Here is a 23,048-nt window from a genome sequence, read left to right on the forward strand (position 1 = left end):
TTTTATACCATTAAAAAAGAGTGACCATCAAAATCATGGTCGCTCTTTCTTTCATAACAAAGAGGTGAGGCTTTTGTTTTATCATGGCATTCATGAGAAATATGTCATTGAACATTATCCAATCCTGTCGCCAAGACGGACAGCTCCCTATAAACATGGCAAGGACTTAGCTGACAGGATGCATTTGATTGAGCAGTTTGGTCTTGAACCCATTCATTTGTTAGAAGAGAGTAAGGAGTATTCACAAGACACTTGCTTACGAGAGTGTCGTCGCTTTGGGAATGTCGTCTTTTCCTTCCGCTCGTTACCTACTCCTGTATGGCAATTAAGTAAACATGAAATAGCGGTTCCAATTCTTGATTTGCGAAAAACAGTAGCAATTTATGCAACACAGGAGCATGAGTCTATTAGAAGCTTATTCCCTTCCTTTCCTTATTTCATCATGTCATTCTAAGAAGATACCTGTTATTACTCGGGCGTAATCGCTGCTACGGGACTTTGAAAATGGAAGTAAAAAATCTATTGATAATGATTATCATTCGTATTATAATGTGGTACGAACTTATTTCTATTTCTAACAATTAAGGGGAGTTCTTCATGAAAAAGTCTATTTTTGCTCTATCAACGATATTTTTAGTTAGCGCATCACTTCTTGGATGCACGCAACAATCCCAGCCAACACAGGCAGATAAGCCGGTTGCCCAAACAGATGCTACACAAAAGATAGAAGAAAAAAAGGATGCTTTAAAAAGTGTAACTGAAGCATATCGAACATATTCTATTGATCAAATCGATCAATTTGTGGTTTCTACTGAAAAATTCGTTACTGCTGTAAAAACAGGAGATTTGGAAACAGCGAAGAAATTATACGCTCCGTCTCGCATGTACTACGAGCGCATTGAACCAATTGCAGAATCCTTGGGAGACTTGGACCCTAAAATTGACGCTCGTGACGGTGACGTACCAAAAGAAGAATGGGGCGGCTTCCATAAGATAGAGCAAGGATTATGGGTAGACAAAACGACAAAAGGCTATGAAAAAGTGGCTGATCAGTTGCTTAATGATGTGAAGTTATTGCGTGCCAAAGTGGAAACAGTAGAAGTAACACCAGAGCTTTTAGTGACAGGTGCGGTTGATTTGTTAAACGAGGTATCATCCTCCAAGGTAACAGGTGAAGAGGAGCGCTACTCTCACACCGACTTGTATGACTTTGTTGCCAATGTAGAAGGAGCGCAAAAAATTTATGAGCTACTTCAACCAGCCTTGGTAACAAAGGATCAGAAAGTATCAGATGAGATCAAAAAGCGATTTGATGATGTATTTGGACTATTAGCACCTTTCAAACAAGGTGAAGAGTATGCTTCTTATACCGAACTAAAACCAGATCAAGTCAAAAAACTTAGCCAAGCGATTGATGCACTAGCCGAGCCACTGTCTAAAATTGGTGTTGTGCTGGAGGGATAGGCATTTATGAAAGAAGAACGTGAGAAAAAACACCACGAGCAACAACAGAACACAACTTCTGATCAGAATGAGACGAAGCTTTCTCGCCGAGACATGCTTAAAATGGTAGGGGTTGGAGGACTTGGACTTTTAGTTGGAGCAAGTGGAGTGGGCGGTGTCATTGCTGCAGCTAACCATTTGCAAGGTGACTCGGCCAAGACAAAAAACAAATCAGGTAGTATGAAAGATGATATTGTCCCCTTTTACGGGGAATATCAGGCAGGCATTACTACAGAGGTTCAAAACTTTGTATATGTAGCAGCCTTTGACTTAGTTACAACCAAACGCTCTGATGTAATAGCCCTTTTTAAAGATTGGACAAAAGCTACAGAAAACATGACACAAGGTCTGCCAGTGGAGGATACGAAGACAAGTCAGTATCTCCCTCCGGTGGATACGGGGGAAGCAGAAGGACTTGCTGCTTCCCAGCTTACCATTACGTTTGGCGTAAGCGCCCAGTTTTTTGTGAAGGACGGTATAGATCGTTTTGGGATTAAAGCGAAACGTCCGCAAGCTTTAATCGAACTACCACATTTCGCACAGGATGCTCTTCAGCCGGAATGGATGGGGGGAGATATTGTTGTACAGGTATGTGCAGATGATCAACAGGTGGCGTTTCATGCGTTGCGCAATCTCATAAGACGAGCGAGAGGCGTCGCTACCATGCGTTGGAACCAAGCGGGTTTCCAACGTACCAAGCAGGCTGATTTAAAGGGTGAAACGGTGCGTAATCTGTTTGGTTTTAAAGATGGCACAGGCAATCCTAATGTGAAAGACCCAGCACAGCTTAATCAACATGTTTGGGTACAGCCTAATGACGGACCAGATTGGATGGTAGGCGGTTCCTATATGGTTTATCGCCGCATTCAGATGCGTCTGGAAGTTTGGGATCGAACCAATTTGAGTGATCAAGAACTGACATTTGGTCGACATCGAGCTAGTGGTGCTCCTTTAGGAGGAACAGACGAGTTTGAACCACTACAGCCTGAGAAATTACCAGACGTTTCCCATGCACGAATTGCGCATGGAGATGGTTCCATCAAGATTTTACGCAGATCATATTCCTATGCAGATGGTATGGATGGAAAAACGGGAACTCTCAACGCTGGTCTATTGTTTGTATGCTACCAGAGAGACCCGATTAAACAATTTATCCCTATGCAGCATCGTTTGGCGAAAAATGATAAATTAAACGAATATATTGTTCATCGCGGAAGTGGTTTGTTTGCTTGCTTCCCTGGGGTAAAAAAGGGAAGCTATATAGGTGAGGGCTTGTTCCGGTAACGTAGATCTATAAGGAGTAGGAGTTGTGAGCCCCATGTGGTTTTTAAAGAGTAAACAGCGTATGATAGCCATGTTAATGATGGCTACTTTTTTGATGGCTGTAAGTATGCCAGCTTGGGCTACAGAAGCGACAGACCGCCTTTTTGTTACGATGTCTGATGCCTTCTTGAAGACAAAAGAGCAGGATTGGCCTCATGTAGAAGCGACGATCACCACGTTTGCAGGGGAATGGACGAAAGAGAGAACCGCTATTCCTCAAGCCAAAGAGGTTGACAATGCAATAGCACACGTACAGGCAGAGTTACAAAAAGAAACAAAGGACGATAAGGCCATTTATGCTAGTCTGCAACAACTGTCCAAAGCCCTGAGAACTTACGAAGAAACGATAGCTCCTCCCAAACAGGAGAATCAACAGAAGCTTAAGGATGTCCTTGCCCAACTGGAAAAATGGCAAAAGGATGTCAACCAACAAAGCCAACCAGAGATGCTTAAGGCCTATCAATCCTTGGATAGAAATTGGACGAGAGCAGAATTAATTGTCCGCAATAAAAGCATCATGGCATACGGTGATATTGAGAAACAAATGGCTTTTGTACGCATTGCGTTAAATGCCGAACCATTAGATTTGAAAAAGGTAGCTGAAAAAATGGATGGACTTCACCAGTCTATTCAAGCATTTTTAGACGGGAAAACAAGTGGAGAAGCCCCAGCAGAAGGGACATACTCCGTTCAGAGCTTGTTAGATTTGCTTTCGACCTCAATCTCTGCTATAGGGGCCAATGATAATGCTACTGCTATTGATACCCTAAATCAATTTTTAACGATTTGGCCACTAGTCGAAGGTGAGATTATGACGAGGGCACCTAGCTTATATGCAAAAGTAGAGAATGAAATTCCACTAGCTATCAGTGAACTTAGCTCTAAGGTTCCTAAGACTTCACAGGCAACTGATCGATTGGCTCAGCTACAGATTGATCTGGCTCCATATGTGTCAAGTGGCTCTTATCATATGTGGGATGCTGCGGTGATTTTATTACGTGAAGGATTTGAGGCTTTAATAATCGTAGCAGCCTTACTCTCCTTTCTGAAAAAAACCAACCACGCCCATCAACAAAAATGGATTTGGGCAGGTGTGATTGTCGGAATTATATGTAGTGGTTTGTTGGCTGTTGGTATCCAGCTATTCTTTTCACAAGCGACAGCAGGTGCTAGCCGTGAATATTTAGAAGGAGTTTTCGGAATTGCGGCTGTTGTAATGATGGTGCTGGTAGGGAACTGGTTACACAATAAATCCAACATTCAAAATTGGAATGTCTATCTTAAAGGTCAGGTAGAATCAGCAGTTGCTAAGGGCGGACTATGGGCCATGGCAACCGTTAGTTTTCTAGCGATCTTCCGTGAAGGCGCCGAAACAGTTATTTTCTATATCGGGTTGGCTCCATCCATTACGATGAAAGAATTGCTAGCGGGAATTGCCCTAGCGCTAGCTATCTTAGTGGTTGTTGGGTTTGTACTTATTCGTTACAGTGTAAAACTGCCGATTCGATTATTCTTTACGACGGCCACAGTTGTTATCTATGCGCTAGCTTTCAAGATTGTTGGAGTCAGTGTACATGCATTACAAATCACCAAATCCTTGCCTGTCCATCCAATAAGTCAGGTGCCGTTGTGGGAAGGAATTGGGTTATTTCCAACCATGGAAACAGTGATGTCACAAGGCATTTTATTGATAATTGTGCTTGGGGTGTTTATTTGGACCCACAAACGAGCTAAAAAACCCGTGATTCCTGCATAAGTGCAATAAGATAAAGAAAGAGTCCGATCAGTATGGTGATCGGGCTTTTTTCTCACTATTCATTTTCCATTGACCTCGTTTGAAAAGAAAGGTACGATCAAAAAAAGATTAGGAGCGATTCTGATAAGCATTTGTTTCAGCCTAAGGGAGGATCATCAGCATGAAAATAGCCAAGGTTATTAACAACAATGTGATCAGCGTATACAACGATCAAAAGAAAGAACTGGTTATAATGGGCAGAGGGATTGCCTTTCAGAAGCGACCAGGTGATACAGTTGAAGAAGAAAAGATCGAGAAAATTTTCACATTAGAAAATAAAGATATCTCCGAGAAGTTTAAAACGTTGCTTTATGAAATTCCGATGGAGTATATGGAAATCTCAGAGGAAATCATTACTTATGCAAAAATGAGCTTGGGCAAAAAGTTAAATGAAAGCATTTACGTTTCCCTTACTGATCATATTTATTTTGCTATTCAGCGAAACAGGGACGGATTAGATATTAAAAATGCATTGCTTTGGGAGATCAAAAGGTTGTATCAAGATGAATTTTCAGTTGGACAAAAGGCAATCAAACAGATCAATCAGAAATTGGGAGTTACATTGCCTGATGATGAGGCCGGGTTTATTGCTTTACACATTGTAAATGCTGAACTAAATGAAGAAATGCCAACGATTGTTACCATTACGAAGGTGATGCAGGAGATTTTAAATATCGTTAAATATCATTTCAATATCGAAGTGGACGAGGAATCGTTGCATTATTATCGGTTTATCACACATTTAAAGTTTTTTGCTCAACGCCTGTGCAAGGAAGCTCACATGGAGAGTAGCGATGATTTCTTATATGAGATGGTTAAGAGCAAGTATAAGGAAGCTTATGAGTGTACGAAGAAGATCAAGCGATACATTTCTAAGGAATATAAGCATGAGTTGACGAATGAGGAAGTGCTTTACTTAACAATCCACATTCATCGAGTGGTAAATAAAAAGTAAGAATGAAAGCGTTGACATTTATAAAAGAGCATGATATTTTATAAGTAACTTCATAAGACAAGTTCTTATTGATTAGGATTGTTACTGGTTAAGCAGGCAAAACCTAAATGGTTGTCCATTTATGTGGACAGCGATTTAGGTTTTTTTTAATTTCATACTACTAGGATTGTTACTGGTAAGCAGGCAAAACCTAAATGTTTATTCATGTGCGACTCTGTTGTCGATACATGGGTAGATGTTTGGGTTTTTTTTATGAGATGATGCGAATCTTTTGATCAATTGGGCCCATTTGAACAAGTGCATTGCCTTTATCTCAGTCATGTTAGGAAAAGGATGTGTTTTTCTATGGATCAGGAAAAAGTAGCAAAAGAAATTGTAGCGCTTGTTGGAGGAAAAGAAAATATTGCACATGTCACCCACTGTATGACGAGATTACGCTTTAACTTGCATGACGATCAGCTTGCTAATAAAGAGATGCTGGAAAAGACAAAAGGTGTCATGGGTACCATGAAGAGTGGAGGTCAATTTCAGGTCATTATTGGAAACGATGTGGCGCAGGTTTATAAAGAGATCATGAAGAGTACCGATGTAACTACGAAACAAGGACATGATAAGGCTCCGAAAAAGAAGCAAAACCCGATAAGTGCTATTTTTGATGTAATTGCCGGGGTATTTACACCGATTCTACCAGCCATAGCTGGTGCTGGGATGATTAAAGGTCTTTTGTCTCTAGCGGCAACCTTTGGCTGGATGTCGCCAGACGATAGTACCTATCTGATACTAAATGCGATTGGAGACGGTGCTTTCTACTTCCTACCGCTTATCTTAGCATTTAGTGCGGCAAATAAATTTGGGAATAATCCTTTCGTTGCTGTTGCTGTCGCGGCTGCTGTCCTTCATCCTCAACTGACAGCCTTGTTAGGAACAGGTCAAAATACAAGCTTTCTTGGGATGCCGGTAACAGCCGTTACCTATGCTTCGTCGGTTATTCCAATCGTCATTACGATCTGGCTGGCATCTTATGTGGAAAAAGCAGTAGATAAAGCAGTTCATAAATCAATGAAGCTGATTTTAGTACCCATGATTACCTTGCTCATTGTGGTACCGCTTATGCTCATTGCCATTGGACCAGTTGGAACTATTATCGGAAATGGACTTGCCTCAGGGATTACCGCGTTGTTTGATCATGCAGGATTGTTTGCAGGTGTGCTACTTGGTGGAACGATGTCCCTCATTATTATTACTGGCATGCACTATGCGCTTATACCGATTATGATTGGTACCGTCGCTCAGCTTGGCTACGATTACATTCTTCCGATTATGTTCGTAGCTAACTTAGCACAAGCGGGAGCAGCCTTTGGGGTATTCTTGAAATCAAGAAACAAGGAATTTAAGTCAATTGCCATGTCTACAAGTATAACAGCAACGATGGGTATTACAGAGCCAGCGATGTATGGGGTCAACATGAGACTAAAAAAACCATTCATCGCGGCGTTAATCGGTGGAGCAGTCAGTGGAGCCTTTATCAGCTTGTTTAATACGAAAGCGTATATTGTAGGAGGAAATGCAGGATTGCCTGGAGTGCCTATCCTCATTGGCGAAACGTTCTGGTATGCGATTATTGGTATGATCATTGCCTTTGTTGTCGGAGCAGTTATGACATATCTTCTGGGGTTTGTTGATATTCCAAGCAACGAAGCTAAGGAAGAACCGAGAGAGACAGAAGAAATGATAGAGATAGAGAAAGTAGTGGAAATAGGACATACGCTTGTAAAAAGTGAACAGATTTACAGTCCATTAGCTGGAGCTGTTCATCCATTACAAGAAGTAAGCGATCCTACCTTTTCCAGAGAGATTATGGGAAAAGGAATAGCAATTGAACCCGCGGAGGGACGTGTTGTCTCGCCAGTGAATGGGACTGTTGTCTCGATTTTTAATACGAAGCATGCCATAGGATTAATCAGTGATGAGGGAGCAGAGGTATTGATTCATATTGGAATTGATACCGTTAAATTGGAGGGTAAACACTTTACAACCCATGTACAGACAGGTCAGCAGGTCAAGGTAGGTGAGTTGCTCATCGAATTCGATCTTCATGAGATTAGACAGGCAGGCTTTGAGACAATAACTCCTGTGATCATCACGAATACAGATCAATATCCAGAGATACAGCCTTCGACTCAAGCTGAAATGAAAGAGACAGAGCTGTTGCTTACCCTGCGTGTATAAGGGGTATCACATGATGATCTACAACCTGTGTTTATAACGAAATTTTGCATAGATGCAATTCTACTTATAAGGAGGAAACAAGTTATGAAGCAAATCGTGAAGAAATTTCCAGAAGGCTTTCTATGGGGAGGAGCGGTAGCAGCTAATCAGCTAGAAGGTGCATACCAAGAGGGTGGTAAAGGACTTTCAACAGCAGATGTGTCACCACGAGGCATTATGTACCCGCATGATGAATCAATGGAAGGGTTCTATCCCTATCATGAAGCTATCGAATTTTATCATCGCTATAAAGAAGACATTGCCTTGTTTGCAGAAATGGGCTTCAAATGCTTCCGTACCTCGATTGCTTGGACAAGAATTTTCCCGAATGGTGACGAACTTGAGCCAAACGAAGAAGGATTGAAATTCTATGATAATTTGTTTGATGAAATTCGTAAGCACGGTATTCAGCCGGTAGTAACGATCTCTCATTATGAGATGCCTCTCTATCTGGTGAAGCAATATGGGGGATGGAGAAACCGTCAGTTAGTTGAATTCTATGAACGGTTTGCTAAAACACTCTTTAAACGTTACAAAGATAAAGTGAAATACTGGATGACTTTCAATGAGATTAATGTTGTGCTACATGCACCGTTTACGGGTGGCGGACTTGTATTTGCAGAAGGTGAGAACGAGAAGAATACGATGTATCAAGCGGCTCACCATCAGTTTGTTGCAAGCGCTTTGGCTGTAAAAGCATGCCACGAGATCATTCCTGATGCTCAGATTGGTTGCATGCTAGCGTATTTGCCAACCTATCCACTAACAAGTAATCCAGAAGATGTATGGAAAGCATTTATAACAGATAGGGAAACATTATTCTTTACCGATATTCAAGTGAGAGGATACTATCCATCCTATACGAAGCGCTATTTTGCTGAAAATGATATTCAAATCGTCATAGAAGAAGGCGACGAAGAGCTATTGCGCACGTATAAAGTAGATTATCTAGGCTTTAGCTACTATGTAAGTAGAACTGCAACAGTAACCCCTGAAAAAGCTGGCGCAACAGATGGAAATCTAATCATGGGCGGAGTGAAAAACCCGTACTTGAAAGCAACAGATTGGGGATGGGAAATCGACCCGAAAGGTCTACGTATCGCACTTAATATTTTGTACGATCGTTATCAGGTACCACTGTTTATCGTTGAAAATGGATTAGGGGCAGTTGATGTTGTGGAAGAAGGAGACGTCATTGCGGACGATTATCGTATTGCTTACTTAAAGGATCATATTGCTGAAATGAAAGAAGCGATTGCCGATGGTGTTGACCTGATTGGTTACACAACATGGGGACCAATTGATTTAATTAGTGCCTCCACTGCTGAGATGAAGAAACGTTACGGGTTCATCTATGTAGATAAAGATAATGAAGGAAGGGGAACGCTGAGAAGATTGAAAAAGAAAAGCTTCTACTGGTATAAAAATGTCATTGCTAGTAATGGAGAAGTGCTAGACTAAAATGATAGAGGCGCTAGGTTATTTATAACCTTTGCGCCTTTTTATTATTTTGATAGAAAAGTCATAAATAAAAATAAAATATATGGAGTGGTCTGGAAGTTTGATTCATGATATAGTACGCTCTTTACAAAGTGGAGGTGTAAGAATTGTTCAAATTTTTAAAACAAATAATAATCATGCTTATTCTAGTGATAATAATGGCAGGGTTACCACAGATGCTTGCCATTAATGAAGACGGATTATTGTTCATAACCCCAGAAAACGTAATCCTACAAACAGGGGCTCTTATACACGATGTTTCTCAGGGAACCTTAGGACAATATACATCTGGTGCCAATATACGCAATATTTCAGAAGATATTTTTCCTTTTGCCAAACAATCATTTATTCTTTTACTGTCCAGTTTACTCGTTTCTATCATTGTGAGTATCCTGTTCGGATTGTTTCTCCACAGGTGGCGAATTATTACGTGGATAAAAAAAGTACTTGATTTCATCTCCATTATTCCTGATTTTATTTTAATTTTATTCTTTTTATTTTTGACGGTTACGATCTATAAAACAACGGGTGTCCGTCTACTTACCATCTCACCGTTAAGCAAGGATTTTTCAAGGATCTGGTTTCCAATCTTGGTTCTATCGATTGGACCCATGCTGTATTTAGTGAAGCTAGTTGATTTAAAATACAAGCAGGTCGGGGGAGAAGATTACGTACGGACTGCCGTTGCTAAGGGGCTCGGTGGACTCCATGTTCAATTGCACCACATGTATAAAAATATAAAACCGTTTTTTATTGCTGATCTAAAGAAAGCGATCTCGATTTCTGTGACTAATTTGTTTATTGTAGAATACCTTCTAAATGTGTCAGGAATCACGAGATTTATTTTCGGCACATACCAATTTAATATAGTTGTGATTGGTTTGTGTATTTTGTTACTGATCGCAGGTCTAGTCTACACCATTATTCGTTTTCTCCTATATTTGTTCGAGCGAGGGTTTATTTATGAATAAGCAAAAAGGTAGAATTTCATTATGGTTGGGTTTCTTTATTGTATCAGTGCTATTCATTGTTGCTATTTTTGGACCAATGGTTGCTCCATATGATATAGACTTTCAGGTACGAGCTGAATATGTAGAGGTAAATGGTACGCAAGTCATCGTTTCACCACCATTACCACCCTCAGAGAAATATCCAATTGGAACAGATAAATGGGGACGTGATATGCTAACTTCCTTGTTATATGGTGCAAGATATACGCTGTTTGTTACGATTGCTTGTGCCTTGTTGCGAGTTATGCTAGGAATGATCATCGGACTCAAAATAGGAATGGCAGATCGTCCACAGAGATGGTGGCTCAGTCTAGAAAATGTGTGGGGTCATGTGCCGCTGTTTTTACCAGTATATTTTCTGCTGTACCGTATTAATATCAATTCACCCCTATCTTCGTTTGGCTTAGTGATGATTTTTATTATTGTTGTATCAGTGCTAGGTATTCCAAGTGTTGTATCATCAGTTCGTCAAAAAACAGAGCAGTTGAAGGAAGCTCATTTTGTCACAGCAGCCATTTCTATTGGGGCTAGCAAAAATCACATTATGCTCAGGCATATCCTTCCTCAACTAAAAGAGCAGATTATGATGCTTTTTGTTATGGAGATTATCGGGGTTATGACTTTGATGGGACAATTGGGTATTTTTAACCTGTTTATCGGTGGGACGATTCAGCAATTTGATCCGAGTATTTTTTTAACTAAAACGTATGAATGGGCTGGATTAATCGGACAAGCACGTGCTTTCCTACAAGCCAAGCAATGGATTTTCTTTGCTCCGTTAACCGCTTTTATGATTGCGATTTTAGGTTTTACTCTAATTGTAAATGGAATGAAGAAGCGATATGAAGAAGCATATAATCGGACCCCTTATGTCTAAGGTAATGAAAAAATCCCCCCTTCTCTTCAAATATTTGAAGAAAAGGGAGGTATTTCACTCGAGCGGTCAAATTTTTAATTCGCCAAGCCTCACCAATTCTACTACGGCTTGTGACCGCCCTTTCACGCCCAATTTCTGCATGACGTTACTAATGTGATTTCTGACTGTTTTTTCGCTGATGAAGAGCTGTCCTGCTATCTCTTTTGTGGTCTTGTCTTGGACCAGGAGTTCAAACACTTCTCTTTCGCGATTAGTTAATAACGGTTTACTTTGGTCGCTACTCTTCAAAACGTGCCACCCCTCCTTGTGGGCTCTACAGGAACAAGGTTGAGGGATACAGTCACCTTATCCTATGTCAGGGGGAGTGTGTTGGTGCCGAAGTAGCAGGCTTTTTAGGCTTTTGCCTTACATACTATTCATAGCGTGAGAGGTGGGTACCTCGGCCCACTCAATTTCCGTTTTTCCAATACATATTGTAAACATTTCGACTTATTCAACCTAATTTTTCTGTATTGGTAGAAGCAAAGTCATAGCCTATAACCATGAAAAAGGACAGTAGAAACGAAAAAACGTTGCATCAAAGATGTGCTTTGCAAAACATTCGTAATATGTTATGGTATTACTTGAATTTGTAACATTGAAAAATGAAATAAGCGTGTACTAAACGGGGGCCGAGCAAATACGGCTGAGATTGTAACAGAATGCGTTACTAACCGTAGAACCTGAACTGGGTAATGCCAGCGGAGGGAGAGGTAGCTGACTTCAAGTGCGAAAGCTGTAGCTCTATCGTCGAGATGGGGTTGTATCGCCGAGTTGAGAACCATCCGTCTAAGGGTGGTTTTTTTGTGTGTAAAACATCAAAAACACCTTTTTCACAACCAACTAGGAGATACAATTTGCCCTTATTTTTATTTTTGGTCTATAAAAACTTGAGTTGGACCCTTTCTATTTCTGCTGCTTACATACATATTGCATCAGAACGAGGAGGAGAAGAAATGTCACGAACACGATTGGTCATCATGATGGAGATAGCTATCATGGCAGCGATTGCTGTTATTTTAAGTAAGGTAAAATTGTTTGCTATGCCTCAAGGTGGGAGCGTTTCTTTGGTAATGGTACCCATAGCCTTATTGGCTTTTCGCCGTGGTTGGGTAGCAGGTTTAATCACAGGTGCGCTGGTAGGCATGGTTAAATTCTTTTTTGGCGGCGAGATGGTGCATCCTATTCAAATGTTGTTAGACTATCCCCTCTCATATGCCATGCTAGGCTTTGGTGCGTTCCTTTACGCTAGTAAGACGCAAAACAAAGCAACAAAAATTGCATCCATCTGGGGTGGATTACTAGTCGGAATCGCGTTATGTCTGGCTATCCGTACGACTTCAGGGGCTGTCTGGTTTGGTAGCTATGCCCCGGAAGGAACACCTGCAACGCTTTATTCCCTCATATATAATGCGACCTATTTGATACCTGAGTATGTGATTACGGCTTTAGTAGTTACACTACTGGCAAATGGGGCACCTCAATTGTTTCAGCAGAATGCGGGCGCTTATCGACGTATATAATAAAGTAATTTGTAAAAAAGCTAAAAGAAGGAGCTTGCTTCCTTCTCTTAGCTTTTTTAGTATCAGTAAAATAAAGAATGTTCTGTTAGTAAATTGATCAAGAAGAACATGAAATGGAACAATCATATGTATTGGAAAAAGTTACATAATTGTGAAATTAAGAAAAAACTATCGAAATTTTGCTCTTTTATTCTTGGTTGCTTACTACAAGTAAAAACATTACGTTATACTGAAGATTGAAGGCTAGGAGGGATCGTGGATGAAAGAGGAGTTCTGGAAGGCTATAGTAGAATGCGATCCAAATTATGATCAACTATTCTTTTATGGCCTTAGCACGACGGGGATCTTTTGCAAACCGTCATGCAAATCAAGGACACCCAAAAGAGAGCATGTGAAGATTTATTATGCGGCGTCCGATGCCATTGCTGCAGGTTTTCGTCCTTGCAAGCGGTGTAGACCATCTGAACCAACATGGAAATCGGCGGAAGAAGATGCGGCAACCCGTCTGCTAGAGATGATTCACGATTGCTATAACCAACCCGTAACTCTGCGTGAAATGGCGTCACGTCTCTATGTGAGTCCTTTTTATTTGCAGCGTTGTTTTTCTCGTTGCATGAAGATAACACCCGGCAAATATTTAACGCGCATCCGAATGGATGAAGCGAAGAAGCAACTACTAGAAACAGATCGAAATGTTTCAATGATTGCAAGCGGGGTAGGGTTTCGCAATAGTGCCTATTTTGCCGCTGTTTTTCAGAAGGAAACAGGTTGTACACCTACTCAGTACCGCTTACAGCAGAAGAAACAGGGCAAAACAGGAACAACACGCTAAGTGTACATGTTGTAAAACGGTAGAACATACATATAAAAAAGAATGTAAGAACAGATTGAGCGTTTCTGTATCTAGCAGAAGCGCCTTTTTGTCCAATGAAAGGACAGATAAAAAGCACCTACTGTCGTGCTGCGAAATTCGCGCACAAAGAGGTGCTTTTTGTCGTGTCTATGTTTTATCTTCTTTCACCCATGATGCATTCTAAAAAATAATCGACTGTTACAGCCAGGATACCAACAAATAAGGGAGTTAATGGAGTTAACAAGACACCGGGAATCCATGTGGTATGCACGAGATAAAAAATAAAGGTAGTTGCTAAAATTTCAGGTATCAATTTCCAATTTCTTGAGATATGTAGTCTTTGCATTATGTATAAAAGGACTGGTTCAAGAATGAGTTCGTACAGCATTAACATGAAAAAGGAGACGCCCGCAAAGGAAACGAGTACCCAGAAATCAGATTTGTCGACAAACATAGGAAACAGAAAGCCGACTGTCCAGAGAATCGTAACCAATAGGAACACGACGATGGCGCTTGAGAACAAAACCAGCAAAGTTGCAATAGCGATAGCTAGGCCATTAATCCAGAATCCACCTTGCTGACGATCCCCACTCATCACAGCGCGTCGAAATAAAAAAAGTCCCGCTGTCGCACACAAGCCTACCATTATGGCAAAAGTCATGTGATTTGTCATATGTATCATCACCTACTATAAAAATAATACGTAGCAGGAGAGGAAAATGTTACAACAAAGCGGGGAAAAATGTAACCTTTTCAATTATGCCAAAATCTTACTCGACCCAGGTTGTTTTCTGTGCAAAAGGCTTGCGAGTAGTACGAGGTGTGGCTTCGTCAGTTGGATAGCCAATGAATAACGAACCAATCACCTTCTCTTGATCGGATAGGGATAAGAATGCTTTGAGACGTTCATCTCTTGCTAGACCTACACCGCGCGTACGCCACACAAAACCTAGTCCTAGCTCAGACGCCATCAGCCACATAGAATGGATAGCGCAGCTTACAGCGTAATCATTATCAAGCGAGGAAGCTTCGTCTCCGTCTACGATTTGTGATGTAGCGATTATAATGAGAGGGGTAGCTAGAACATTTTTCATGGACTCTTCTACTAAATGAGGTTTGGTAGGAAAGCGTTCAAGTAAGAAATCCTGTGCTAGTTGGTTAAATCGTTCTTTAGCAGCGCCTTGAATAACATAGAAATGCCAAGGTTCTCGCAAGCGATCATTGGGTGCTAGTACAGCTGCTTCTAGTAACTGCTCAATCTTTGCCTTTTCTACATCGCGACCATCGTAGGCACGTATAGCTTGACGCTGTTGTAATGTGTTTAAGAGGGACATGTTTTAACAACCTTTCTATAATATGTTAAATATGATACTGTTTATTCAAATATGTTTTTGTCTTTGCATAAAAATAGAAGATTTCTAATAGTATGTCAGTATACGATCTTCTTTTACTTCTTGTCCAGTCCCGAGTGGGCTAGACAGAAAAGTATGGACAATAAAATGCAAATTGGATTATGATAGAAGTAATCACATAAGCTTGGGAATAAAGGAATTGTTACATGAGAAACGATTCACATGGGGAAGTTGGTGAAAATCCAACACGGTCCCGCCACTGTAATTGGAGAGCCCGCTTTTGTCACTGGATATAACAAATATTCAGGAGGCGAAAAGGAGCAGGATGCGATCCATGAGTCAGGCTACCCTCTTTATTCTAACAACACCGCCAGACCTACGGCAGATGGGGAGGTGTTATGAGAGCAGTTTTGCTACAGAAGGGGACACTCCTTTTCAAAAAATAACAAGCTCATCATAACAGCACTTCTCACGTAAGTCAGACGGGGGGGAAGTGCTGTTTTTTTATTGTATAAAAATGTAAGATCGATTGCAAATAAGGATAGGGGGCTTGGAGTAGATGGATAAAGGAAAAATTCTACTAATTGGCTTTGGACCAGGACATCATGATCACATTACGCATCGCGCAAAAGAGGCTATCCTAGAATGCGAAGTGGTAATTGGCTACAACACTTATGTAGATTTAATTAGAGAACTAATCTCAGAAAAAAGTGTCGTACGTACTGGGATGACAGAAGAGGTTAGTCGTGCTCAAGAAGCGGTAAGATTGGCTGAGTTAGGTAAAGTTGTTGGCGTTATTTCTAGTGGGGATGCTGGAGTATACGGCATGGCCGGATTAGTCTATGAAGTACTTGTAGAAAAAGACTGGAAAGAATCCACTGGGGTGAAGGTGGAGGTTGTACCTGGGATTTCATCAATTCAATCTTGCGCCTCTTTATTAGGTGCTCCAATCATGCACGACGCTTGCACAATCAGCTTGAGTGACCATCTTACACCGTGGGCAACGATCGCTAAGCGTGTGGAAGCAGCCGCTTCTGCTGATTTTGTAATTGCGTTATATAACCCTCGCAGTGGTCGTCGTACACGACAAATTGTAGAAACACAGCAAATTTTATTAAAATATCGTTCTCCTGATACGCCTGTAGGAATCGTGAAAAGCGCCTACCGAGACCGTGAGCATGTTGTAATTACAACTCTTGCAGACATGTTGCAGCATGAAATTGGAATGTTGACAACGGTAATCATCGGAAACACGACCACCTTTGTTTACGACCAAAAAATCATTACACCACGCGGATATCAACGTAAATATACGTTAAATCGTATGGAACAACCGCTAAAACCTCATGAACGTTTACAGGAGAAGGCAGAGCCTTGGGCGCTTCACAGTCAGCCTGAGAGTGGAGATCTGTTATCTGGCTCTTCTTCTGAACAAGGCCAACCAACTGGTGGAGTGACTGTAGCGACGTCACCACAAGCTACAATACAAGAAGCTCAAGTTTCTGACTCAACACCATTAGCGACAATGGAAGCCCTTTCAAATCCCAGGCAATGCTCTGGAGAAGTAGAGCAGGTACCTGAAAACTCTTTTCAGGTAGAAACGGAGAGCTTTCAAGCTCCTAAACAAGCGGTTAAAGCTTTTCAACTAGCGATGGAAGCGCTTGCGTGTGTTGATGAAAAGACAGCCTTAGAGCTTAATCAGGGTATCACTCCTCCACCACGTCCGTTTAGCGGAGTTGTTGATATTTTAGAGCTAGGCGTTTCGCCTGGCGTAGCGCGCAAGAATTTTACCTCTGAACAAATGCGACTCTTGGCAGATTTGACTAAAGATGGCGGAGAAATGATGTATAGCATTGAGCATCAAATTCTTCTCCGATTACCTCAGGTAGATCCGGAAAAAGTAACAGAACAATTAAGAGCAGTAGACTTTCAGTTGTTTCCGATCGGAGCTAGTGCACAGGTAAAAGCATGTGATTTTTGTGATTTAGAAAAGGATGAATCCATACCCGTAGCTGAAGAATTAGGCAGACGATTGGATGGTCTAGCTGTGCCTAAAGATTTAAAAATTGGTTTTAACGGCTGCGGAATGGCATGCTATGGTGCGGTTATGGAGGACATTGGTCTTGTGTATCGACGTGGTGCATATGATGTGTTTTTAGGTGGTAAACGTATTGGGCGTAATGCACATCCTGGACAACGCATTGCCGAGGGAGTACCAGAAGAGCAAATTATTGGCCTTGTAGAACGAATCGTGGATGAATATAAGGTAAAAGGTCATATCGATGAACGATTCCATAAATTCTTTAAACGTACAGGGCAAGTACTTGAATATCGTTATCAGGAATTCATAGCGCCGTTGCAAATCGAAGAACCGTGTGGAGATTAAGGGGGGGAATTCTTTGAACGGAATACTTTTTATCGGTCATGGTAGCAGAGATGCCGAGGGAAATGAGCATCTTCTACAGTTTACACAGCGAGTTACTGAGTTGTTAAAGGAACAAACAGAGGTAACACTGTATGAGACTTGTTTCTTGGAGTTAACCAGACCAACCATTATGCAAGGGGTGCAAAAAATAGTAGAGCGCGGGGCTACCACTGTAGCAATGGTACCATTAATGCTGTTTCAAGCAGCCCATGCAAAACTACACATTCCCCATGAAATAGATGAAGCTAAAGCGAAATATCCACATGTCGATTTTCGCTATGGCCGCCCTATAGGTGTCCATGAAGATATGGTGCAAATTTTGCGAGATCGTTTACAAAATACAACCACATTTACTCCACTAGAACAGGCAAACAAGGATAGTGCCATTCTTTTAGTAGGTCGTGGGAGTAGTGACTCGGACGCAAACAGTGACCTATGTAAAATAGCTCGTTTGTTGTGGGAGAGCACAGGGGTAGGTAACGTTGAAGTGGCGTACATGGGCGTTACCTATCCAACAGTGGAAGAAGGGTTAGTTCGTTGTGTGAGACAAGGAGCTAAGCAAATTTATGTCCTTCCTTATTTGTTATTTACGGGTATTCTGTTAAAGCGTCTAGAAGAGAATTTACAACAGTTTCATCAGGAGTTCCCTGATATACAAGCATCGATGAGCGAGGCGTTAGGCTTCCATGAATTGCTAGAACAAATTGTAGTAGATCGCTCTGTGGAAGCACTACAAGGACGGGCATTAGCCAACTGTGATCTTTGTCAATTTAGAAAACTTGCTGTATTCGATCATCACCACCACGATCATGACCATGATCACCACCATGACCATGATCACCACCATGACCATGATCACCACCATGACCATGATCATCACCACGACCATGATCATCACCATGACCATGATCATCACCACGACCATGATCATCACAATGCAAGTGGACATAGTCATACCCCGATACCAAAAAACGAACAAGCATCCTGTAGCAAGGAATCGCAAGCTACAGAAGCTAATGAAAAACGGGGGGTACGTGTATGATCCTGTTTTTGGCAGGAACAAGTGATGCACGCGAATTGGCTGTTCTTTTGAAGTCAACAGGTGTTGATCTACTGGCAACGGTTGTCACTGATTCTGCTGCAAAAAGCTTGGAGGAAGAAGGTATTGCCACGCGGGTAGGAAGATTGCCACTAGCGGATATGATTGCCTTAGCCAAGGAGCAGAAGGCCACAACCATTGTGGATGCGAGTCATCCTTTTGCAGAGGAAGCTTCTAAAAATGCTATGGCATGCGCAGAAGAATTACAGCTCCCTTACATTCGTTTTGAGAGGGAGACCCGTAGTTATGTTGATCATCCTAATGTGCTCTTGGTGGAAAATTATGAACAAGCAGCATTGGAAGCAAAAAGCAGAAAAGGCGTGGTTATGCTAACCACTGGAAGTAAAACACTCGGTACTTTTACCAAGCATTTGCTAGGTGATCCTGAGATTCGTTTGATTGCAAGAATGCTGCCACGTAAAGACAATATGGAAAAATGTGAAGAGTTAGGTGTAGAGCAAAAAAATATCATTGCTATGCAGGGTCCTTTTTCTAAAGAATTGAATGCCGCTCTGTATACTCAATTTGGTGTTACTACAATGATTACGAAAGAAAGCGGTAAGGTGGGCGCAGTGGATGAAAAGCTGGAGGCAGCCCTAGAGCTTGGCATCTATACCATTATGATTGACAGACCTAAACTCGTGTACGGAGAAACGCATCACACATTTGATAGCGTTTTGAAAGCGATAAAAACACACGCTACGATCTAAAAATATCGTGGGAAAAGAAGGGGAGTTATAATATGTCATCGCAATTTCATACGGAATTTAAACCATTAACGATTCAACCACAAGAAATTGAATCGAAAAGTTTTGAAATGATTACAGAGGAGCTAGGCCCACATCCATTTACGGATGATCAGTATCGTGTGGTACAGCGTGTCATTCACGCAACGGCCGATTTTGATTTAGGACGTAGCATGCAGTTCCATCCAGATGCAGTAGAAGCGGGAATTCGCGCTATTCAAGCTGGTGAGCCAATTATTGCAGATGTTCAAATGGTTCAAGTAGGTATTAGTAAGCCACGTCTAAAGGCGTTTGGTGGAGATGTACATGTTTATATTTCTGATGCTGATGTAATGGAACAGGCTAAAGCCGAGAATACAACTCGTGCCATCATCTCTATTCGCAAAGCTACGAGCCAAATTAAAGGTGGTATCTATGCGATTGGGAATGCTCCGACTGCTTTACTCGAATTGATTCGTCTTGTGAAAGAGGGCAAGGCCAACCCTTCATTGGTTATTGGCGTACCTGTCGGATTTGTGTCTGCAGCCGAATCTAAAGAGGAATTAGCGAAGCTAGATATTCCATTTATTACGAATTTGGATCGCAAAGGCGGTAGCCCAGTTGCTGTGGCCGCGGTTAATGCGTTGTCCATTCTAGCAACAGAACGGAGCGAGCGTGCATGACTAATGCAAAGGTAGCGGAGGCAGAAAATGAGAAGCCACTTCGTCACGGATATACAACAGGTTCCAACGCTACCGCCGCCACGAAAGCTTCCCTGCTAGCCTTACTTAGTGGGGAAGAAGTTTCGGAGGTGGAAATTCTTTTGCCTAATAAGGATCGGGTTACGTTCCAGATGGTATCTCAGGAACGAGGAGAGAATTGGGTGGAGACTGGTATCATCAAGGATGGTGGTGATGATCCAGATGCCACTCATAAGGCCCTTATTTTGTCACGTGTTTCTTGGCATGATGATAGTGGCATTCATTTGGATGGCGGAATTGGTGTCGGTAGAGTTACAAAGCCGGGGTTACCGATTCCAGTGGGTGAAGCAGCTATTAATCCTGTTCCACGTAAAATGATTAAAGGTGTTGTTCAAGCGATTTTAGATCAACATGATTTAGAGGATCGTGGTGTCAGCGTTGTCATTTCAGTGCCGAACGGAGAAGAGATTGCAAAGAAAACACTGAATGGACGGCTGGGAATCGTTGGTGGTATTTCCATTTTGGGAACACGAGGAACGGTCGTACCATTTTCAACGGCTGCTTACAAAGCATCGGTAGCTCAGGCTATTCAAGTAGCTAAGGCAAGTAATTGCCAAGCGATTGCGATTACAACCGGTGGTCGTAGTGAAAAAACAGCGATGGAACTGTATCCGGATTGGGCAGAAGAATCGTTTATTCAAATGGGAGATTTCGTGGGATTTAGTGCACTCATTGGCAAAAAACAAGGATTTACACACATTGCCATGGTTGGGATGATGGGTAAATTGTCTAAGGTTGCCCAAGGTGCAATGATGGTGCATTCCAAAGGATCTTCTGTTGATTTTCAATTTTTGGCGGGGGTAGCCAGAGAAATAGGTGCAAGTGAAGAACATATAGCAGAAATTGAGGGAGCCAACACGGCCATGCAGGTGGGCGAAATCATGAGCCAAGCGGGACACTCCGCTTTTTTTGAATTATTGGCATACAAATGCTCCGAACAAATCAATAAGCACGTCGGGGGAGGCATGGTTATAGAAACCGTGCTCACCACATTGAAAGGCGAACTGTTGGGAAAGGCGGTAGTAGATGACACAGGTAACGATAATCGGGATCGGGGATGATGGTGCTCAAGGGTTATTTCCCCAGGCTGTTGATCTAATCAAACGAGCGCAATTGCTGGTAGGGGGAGAACGACATTTAGCATTTTTCCCGGACCTTGACTGTGAACGCTATGCGTTAAAAAGTGGTGTGCTAGCAGCAATTGGCGAAATAAAACAAGCGTTAGAAGCAGGTAAAGAGGTTGTAGTGCTTGCTTCTGGAGATCCATTGTTTTATGGGATTGGAGGTTTACTTACCCGTAAACTCGGTCGTGATGTCGTGCAAGTGGTGCCGCATTTGAGTAGCTTGCAACTTGCCTTTAGCAAAATGAAGGAAGCTTGGCAAGATGCTCATATCGACAGTGTACACGGTCGTCCGATGCTTGGATTAGCACAGCGTATTAATGGCAAGTCCAAGGTAGCTCTTTTAACCGATAAGGAAAATACTCCAGCAAAAGTAGCTCAGTATCTACTGCGATTTGGTATGGATGAATATGAAGCGTTTGTAGCTGAACGGCTGGGAAATAAAGAAGAACGCTGTCGGTGGTTTACGCTTGTGGAATTGGCAGAGACAGAGTGCGATCCTTTGAATGTAATGATTTTAAAAAGAAAAGAGAATGCCTCACCTGTGAATTGGACCTTGGGCATTCCTGATGAGGAATTTGCTCAACGTAAACCAGATAAGGGACTGATTACCAAAAAAGAAATACGGGTAGCTAGTCTGGCTGAGTTGCAGATAAAATCTGATAGCATCGTCTGGGATGTCGGAACAGCAACTGGTTCGGTGGCGATAGAAGCAGCGAAACTCGCCCCTTTAGGAGCTGTGTATGCTGTAGAAAAGAATGAGCCAGATTTAGAAAATGCGCGCGCTAATATGTACAAGTTTCGTACGGATATAACAGTAGTCCATGCGAAAGCGCCTGCTGGTATGGACGAATTTCCTGATCCAGATGCTATCTTTGTTGGGGGAAGCGGAGGCGAGCTGACAGAGCTAGTCCAGTTATTCGCCAAACGCCTGCGTCCAGGTGGACGTGTAGTAATCAATGCGGTTACCATTGAAAATTTAGCAGATGCGATGCAGGCTTGCAAAGCAGTCGGTTTTGACGTGTCGGTCACAATGCTACAGGTGTCGCGCAGTAAACCAATTTTGCATCTGACCCGACTTGAAGGGTTAAATCCTGTCTATATCATAACTGCTAAACACAAAGCCAAGGAGGAGAATAAAGATGAGCAACATGACTAATACAACTCTTGAAAATCAAGAAAATACACTGACAAATAATCAGGTGAATGCCTCTGTTGGAACTTTATATGGAATTGGAATTGGGCCTGGAGACCCTGAGCTTATCACAGTCAAAGCGTTTCGTCTAATGAAGGAAGCGGATGTAATCGCTTATCCTAAAAAGCGTAAGGGCGGCAAAAGCTATGCGTTAACCATTGTGGAGCAGTATACGGATGGTCTTTCAAAAGAGCTATTAGGATTAGTTTTCCCAATGACGAAAGAAGAAAGTGTTCTGAAGAAACAATGGACTCAGACAGTAACCCAAGTTTGGGAAAAGCTATCTCAAGGTAAAAATGTTGTATTTGTTACAGAGGGAGATCCAAATTTATATAGTACGTTTATCCATATGGCTCGCCTAATGAATCAATTGCATCCAGAAGTGCCAGTTGTAACGGTTCCAGGTATTTCTTCGGTATTGGGAGCGGCTGCACAATTAGGCATTCCATTGGCTGACGGAGATGAGCAGGTTGGTATCATTCCAGCAACCGAGGATCGAGAATCAATGCGCAGAGTCTTGGAGCATCATGATACTGTCATTTTCTTGAAAGTAGCTAAAGTGTTAGATATGATGATTGGCTTGCTAGAAGAGCTAGGTATGTCAGACTGTGCGTCTGTAATTACCAAGGTGACATCTGGTGAAGAGACGATCTGGAAAGACGTTCGCCAGCTAAAAGGTAAAGAGCTAGAATATCTTACACTAATGGTAGTACGGAAGGGATGA

Annotated in this window: 21 protein-coding genes and 2 riboswitches; of the genes, 18 read left to right on the plus strand and 3 right to left on the minus strand. The window is 41.9% G+C overall.

From position 1 onward, the window contains the following. Nucleotides 1–73 precede the first annotated feature (73 nt). The 9 genes from ACQV1I_RS06485 (at nt 74) to ACQV1I_RS06525 (ending at nt 11,231) form a co-directional block, all read left to right on the plus strand. Nucleotides 74–454, plus strand: coding sequence for a hypothetical protein (locus tag ACQV1I_RS06485; RefSeq protein WP_104030610.1), 381 nt, complete (start codon nt 74–76; stop codon nt 452–454). Between the two features lie 143 nt (nt 455–597). Beyond that, nucleotides 598–1,464: an iron uptake system protein EfeO gene (gene efeO / locus ACQV1I_RS06490; protein WP_116333144.1), complete on the plus strand. Its 867-nt coding sequence runs from the start codon at nt 598–600 to the stop codon at nt 1,462–1,464. Between the two features lie 6 nt (nt 1,465–1,470). Then, the gene (gene efeB / locus ACQV1I_RS06495) at nt 1,471–2,787 is read left to right on the plus strand and encodes an iron uptake transporter deferrochelatase/peroxidase subunit (protein WP_116333145.1); all 1,317 of its coding nucleotides are present in this window, start codon (nt 1,471–1,473) and stop codon (nt 2,785–2,787) included. A gap of 34 nt (nt 2,788–2,821) precedes the next feature. Next, the gene (locus tag ACQV1I_RS06500; protein ID WP_116333146.1) at nt 2,822–4,582 is read left to right on the plus strand and encodes an FTR1 family iron permease; all 1,761 of its coding nucleotides are present in this window, start codon (nt 2,822–2,824) and stop codon (nt 4,580–4,582) included. A gap of 160 nt (nt 4,583–4,742) precedes the next feature. Then, on the plus strand, nt 4,743–5,576 hold the full coding sequence (gene licT, locus ACQV1I_RS06505) for a BglG family transcription antiterminator LicT (protein WP_018672819.1): 834 nt from the start codon (nt 4,743–4,745) through the stop codon (nt 5,574–5,576). A gap of 345 nt (nt 5,577–5,921) precedes the next feature. Next, a complete protein-coding gene (locus ACQV1I_RS06510; protein WP_116333147.1) occupies nt 5,922–7,805 on the plus strand; it encodes a beta-glucoside-specific PTS transporter subunit IIABC in 1,884 nt (627 codons plus the stop codon). Between the two features lie 84 nt (nt 7,806–7,889). Then, nucleotides 7,890–9,305 (plus strand): 6-phospho-beta-glucosidase, encoded by a 1,416-nt coding sequence (locus ACQV1I_RS06515; protein WP_116333148.1) that lies wholly within the window; start codon nt 7,890–7,892, stop codon nt 9,303–9,305. 146 nt (nt 9,306–9,451) lie between these two features. Then, on the plus strand, nt 9,452–10,315 hold the full coding sequence (locus tag ACQV1I_RS06520; protein ID WP_236645686.1) for an ABC transporter permease subunit: 864 nt from the start codon (nt 9,452–9,454) through the stop codon (nt 10,313–10,315). After that, nucleotides 10,308–11,231 carry an ABC transporter permease gene (locus tag ACQV1I_RS06525; RefSeq protein ID WP_116333149.1) on the plus strand — a complete coding sequence of 308 codons (924 nt, stop codon included), beginning with the start codon at nt 10,308–10,310 and terminating at the stop codon, nt 11,229–11,231. The genes ACQV1I_RS06520 and ACQV1I_RS06525 overlap by 8 nt, the downstream gene beginning before the upstream one ends. A 66-nt stretch (nt 11,232–11,297) precedes the next feature. Here ACQV1I_RS06525 and ACQV1I_RS06530 read toward each other — a convergent pair whose 3' ends face one another. Continuing rightward, nucleotides 11,298–11,519 carry a helix-turn-helix domain-containing protein gene (locus ACQV1I_RS06530; protein ID WP_003334928.1) on the minus strand — a complete coding sequence of 74 codons (222 nt, stop codon included), beginning with the start codon at nt 11,517–11,519 and terminating at the stop codon, nt 11,298–11,300. A 366-nt stretch (nt 11,520–11,885) separates the two neighbouring features. Next, nucleotides 11,886–11,997: riboswitch (TPP riboswitch) on the plus strand. 229 nt (nt 11,998–12,226) lie between these two features. On the opposite strand from ACQV1I_RS06530, the gene thiT reads away from it, so the two are divergent. Together thiT and ACQV1I_RS06540 are read left to right on the plus strand one after the other, a co-directional pair. After that, nucleotides 12,227–12,793, plus strand: coding sequence for an energy-coupled thiamine transporter ThiT (gene thiT, locus ACQV1I_RS06535; RefSeq protein ID WP_094701300.1), 567 nt, complete (start codon nt 12,227–12,229; stop codon nt 12,791–12,793). Between the two features lie 259 nt (nt 12,794–13,052). Continuing rightward, nucleotides 13,053–13,625, plus strand: a complete 573-nt coding sequence (locus ACQV1I_RS06540) for a bifunctional transcriptional activator/DNA repair enzyme AdaA (protein ID WP_018672813.1) — start codon at nt 13,053–13,055, stop codon at nt 13,623–13,625. A 175-nt stretch (nt 13,626–13,800) separates the two neighbouring features. Here the strand turns inward: ACQV1I_RS06540 and ACQV1I_RS06545 are convergent, their stop codons facing one another. Both ACQV1I_RS06545 and ACQV1I_RS06550 read right to left on the minus strand, forming a co-directional pair. After that, on the minus strand, nt 13,801–14,319 hold the full coding sequence (locus ACQV1I_RS06545) for a hypothetical protein (protein WP_236645687.1): 519 nt from the start codon (nt 14,317–14,319) through the stop codon (nt 13,801–13,803). A 97-nt stretch (nt 14,320–14,416) separates the two neighbouring features. Next, complete coding sequence (locus tag ACQV1I_RS06550; protein WP_018672811.1) at nt 14,417–14,980, minus strand: nitroreductase family protein; 564 nt, start codon at nt 14,978–14,980, stop codon at nt 14,417–14,419. 194 nt (nt 14,981–15,174) lie between these two features. Beyond that, nucleotides 15,175–15,368, plus strand: a riboswitch (cobalamin riboswitch). Between the two features lie 189 nt (nt 15,369–15,557). Here ACQV1I_RS06550 and cobJ point away from each other — a divergent pair. Genes cobJ through cobI form a run of 7 tightly spaced genes read left to right on the plus strand, consistent with a single transcriptional unit; the run spans nt 15,558 to nt 23,048 of the window. After that, the gene (cobJ, locus tag ACQV1I_RS06555; RefSeq protein ID WP_116333150.1) at nt 15,558–17,384 is read left to right on the plus strand and encodes a precorrin-3B C(17)-methyltransferase; all 1,827 of its coding nucleotides are present in this window, start codon (nt 15,558–15,560) and stop codon (nt 17,382–17,384) included. Nucleotides 17,385–17,397: 13 nt separating this feature from the next. Next, entirely contained in the window at nt 17,398–18,465 is a 1,068-nt protein-coding gene (locus ACQV1I_RS06560; RefSeq protein WP_116333151.1) for a sirohydrochlorin chelatase, read from the plus strand. Beyond that, a complete protein-coding gene (gene cobK / locus ACQV1I_RS06565; RefSeq protein WP_094701267.1) occupies nt 18,462–19,232 on the plus strand; it encodes a precorrin-6A reductase in 771 nt (256 codons plus the stop codon). The genes ACQV1I_RS06560 and cobK overlap by 4 nt, the downstream gene beginning before the upstream one ends. 32 nt (nt 19,233–19,264) lie before the next feature. Further along, nucleotides 19,265–19,930, plus strand: a complete 666-nt coding sequence (locus tag ACQV1I_RS06570) for a precorrin-8X methylmutase (protein ID WP_018672806.1) — start codon at nt 19,265–19,267, stop codon at nt 19,928–19,930. Beyond that, a complete protein-coding gene (locus tag ACQV1I_RS06575; protein WP_116333152.1) occupies nt 19,927–21,069 on the plus strand; it encodes a cobalt-precorrin-5B (C(1))-methyltransferase in 1,143 nt (380 codons plus the stop codon). The genes ACQV1I_RS06570 and ACQV1I_RS06575 overlap by 4 nt, the downstream gene beginning before the upstream one ends. Further along, nucleotides 21,035–22,288, plus strand: coding sequence for a precorrin-6y C5,15-methyltransferase (decarboxylating) subunit CbiE (cbiE, locus tag ACQV1I_RS06580; protein WP_116333153.1), 1,254 nt, complete (start codon nt 21,035–21,037; stop codon nt 22,286–22,288). The genes ACQV1I_RS06575 and cbiE overlap by 35 nt, the downstream gene beginning before the upstream one ends. Then, nucleotides 22,281–23,048 carry a precorrin-2 C(20)-methyltransferase gene (gene cobI / locus ACQV1I_RS06585; protein ID WP_176452436.1) on the plus strand — a complete coding sequence of 256 codons (768 nt, stop codon included), beginning with the start codon at nt 22,281–22,283 and terminating at the stop codon, nt 23,046–23,048. Before cbiE ends, cobI begins: the two co-directional genes overlap by 8 nt.

It is taken from the genome of Brevibacillus sp. JB24b, from assembly GCF_051713385.1.
GTDB classification, from domain to species: Bacteria; Bacillota; Bacilli; order Brevibacillales; family Brevibacillaceae; genus Brevibacillus_B; species Brevibacillus_B laterosporus.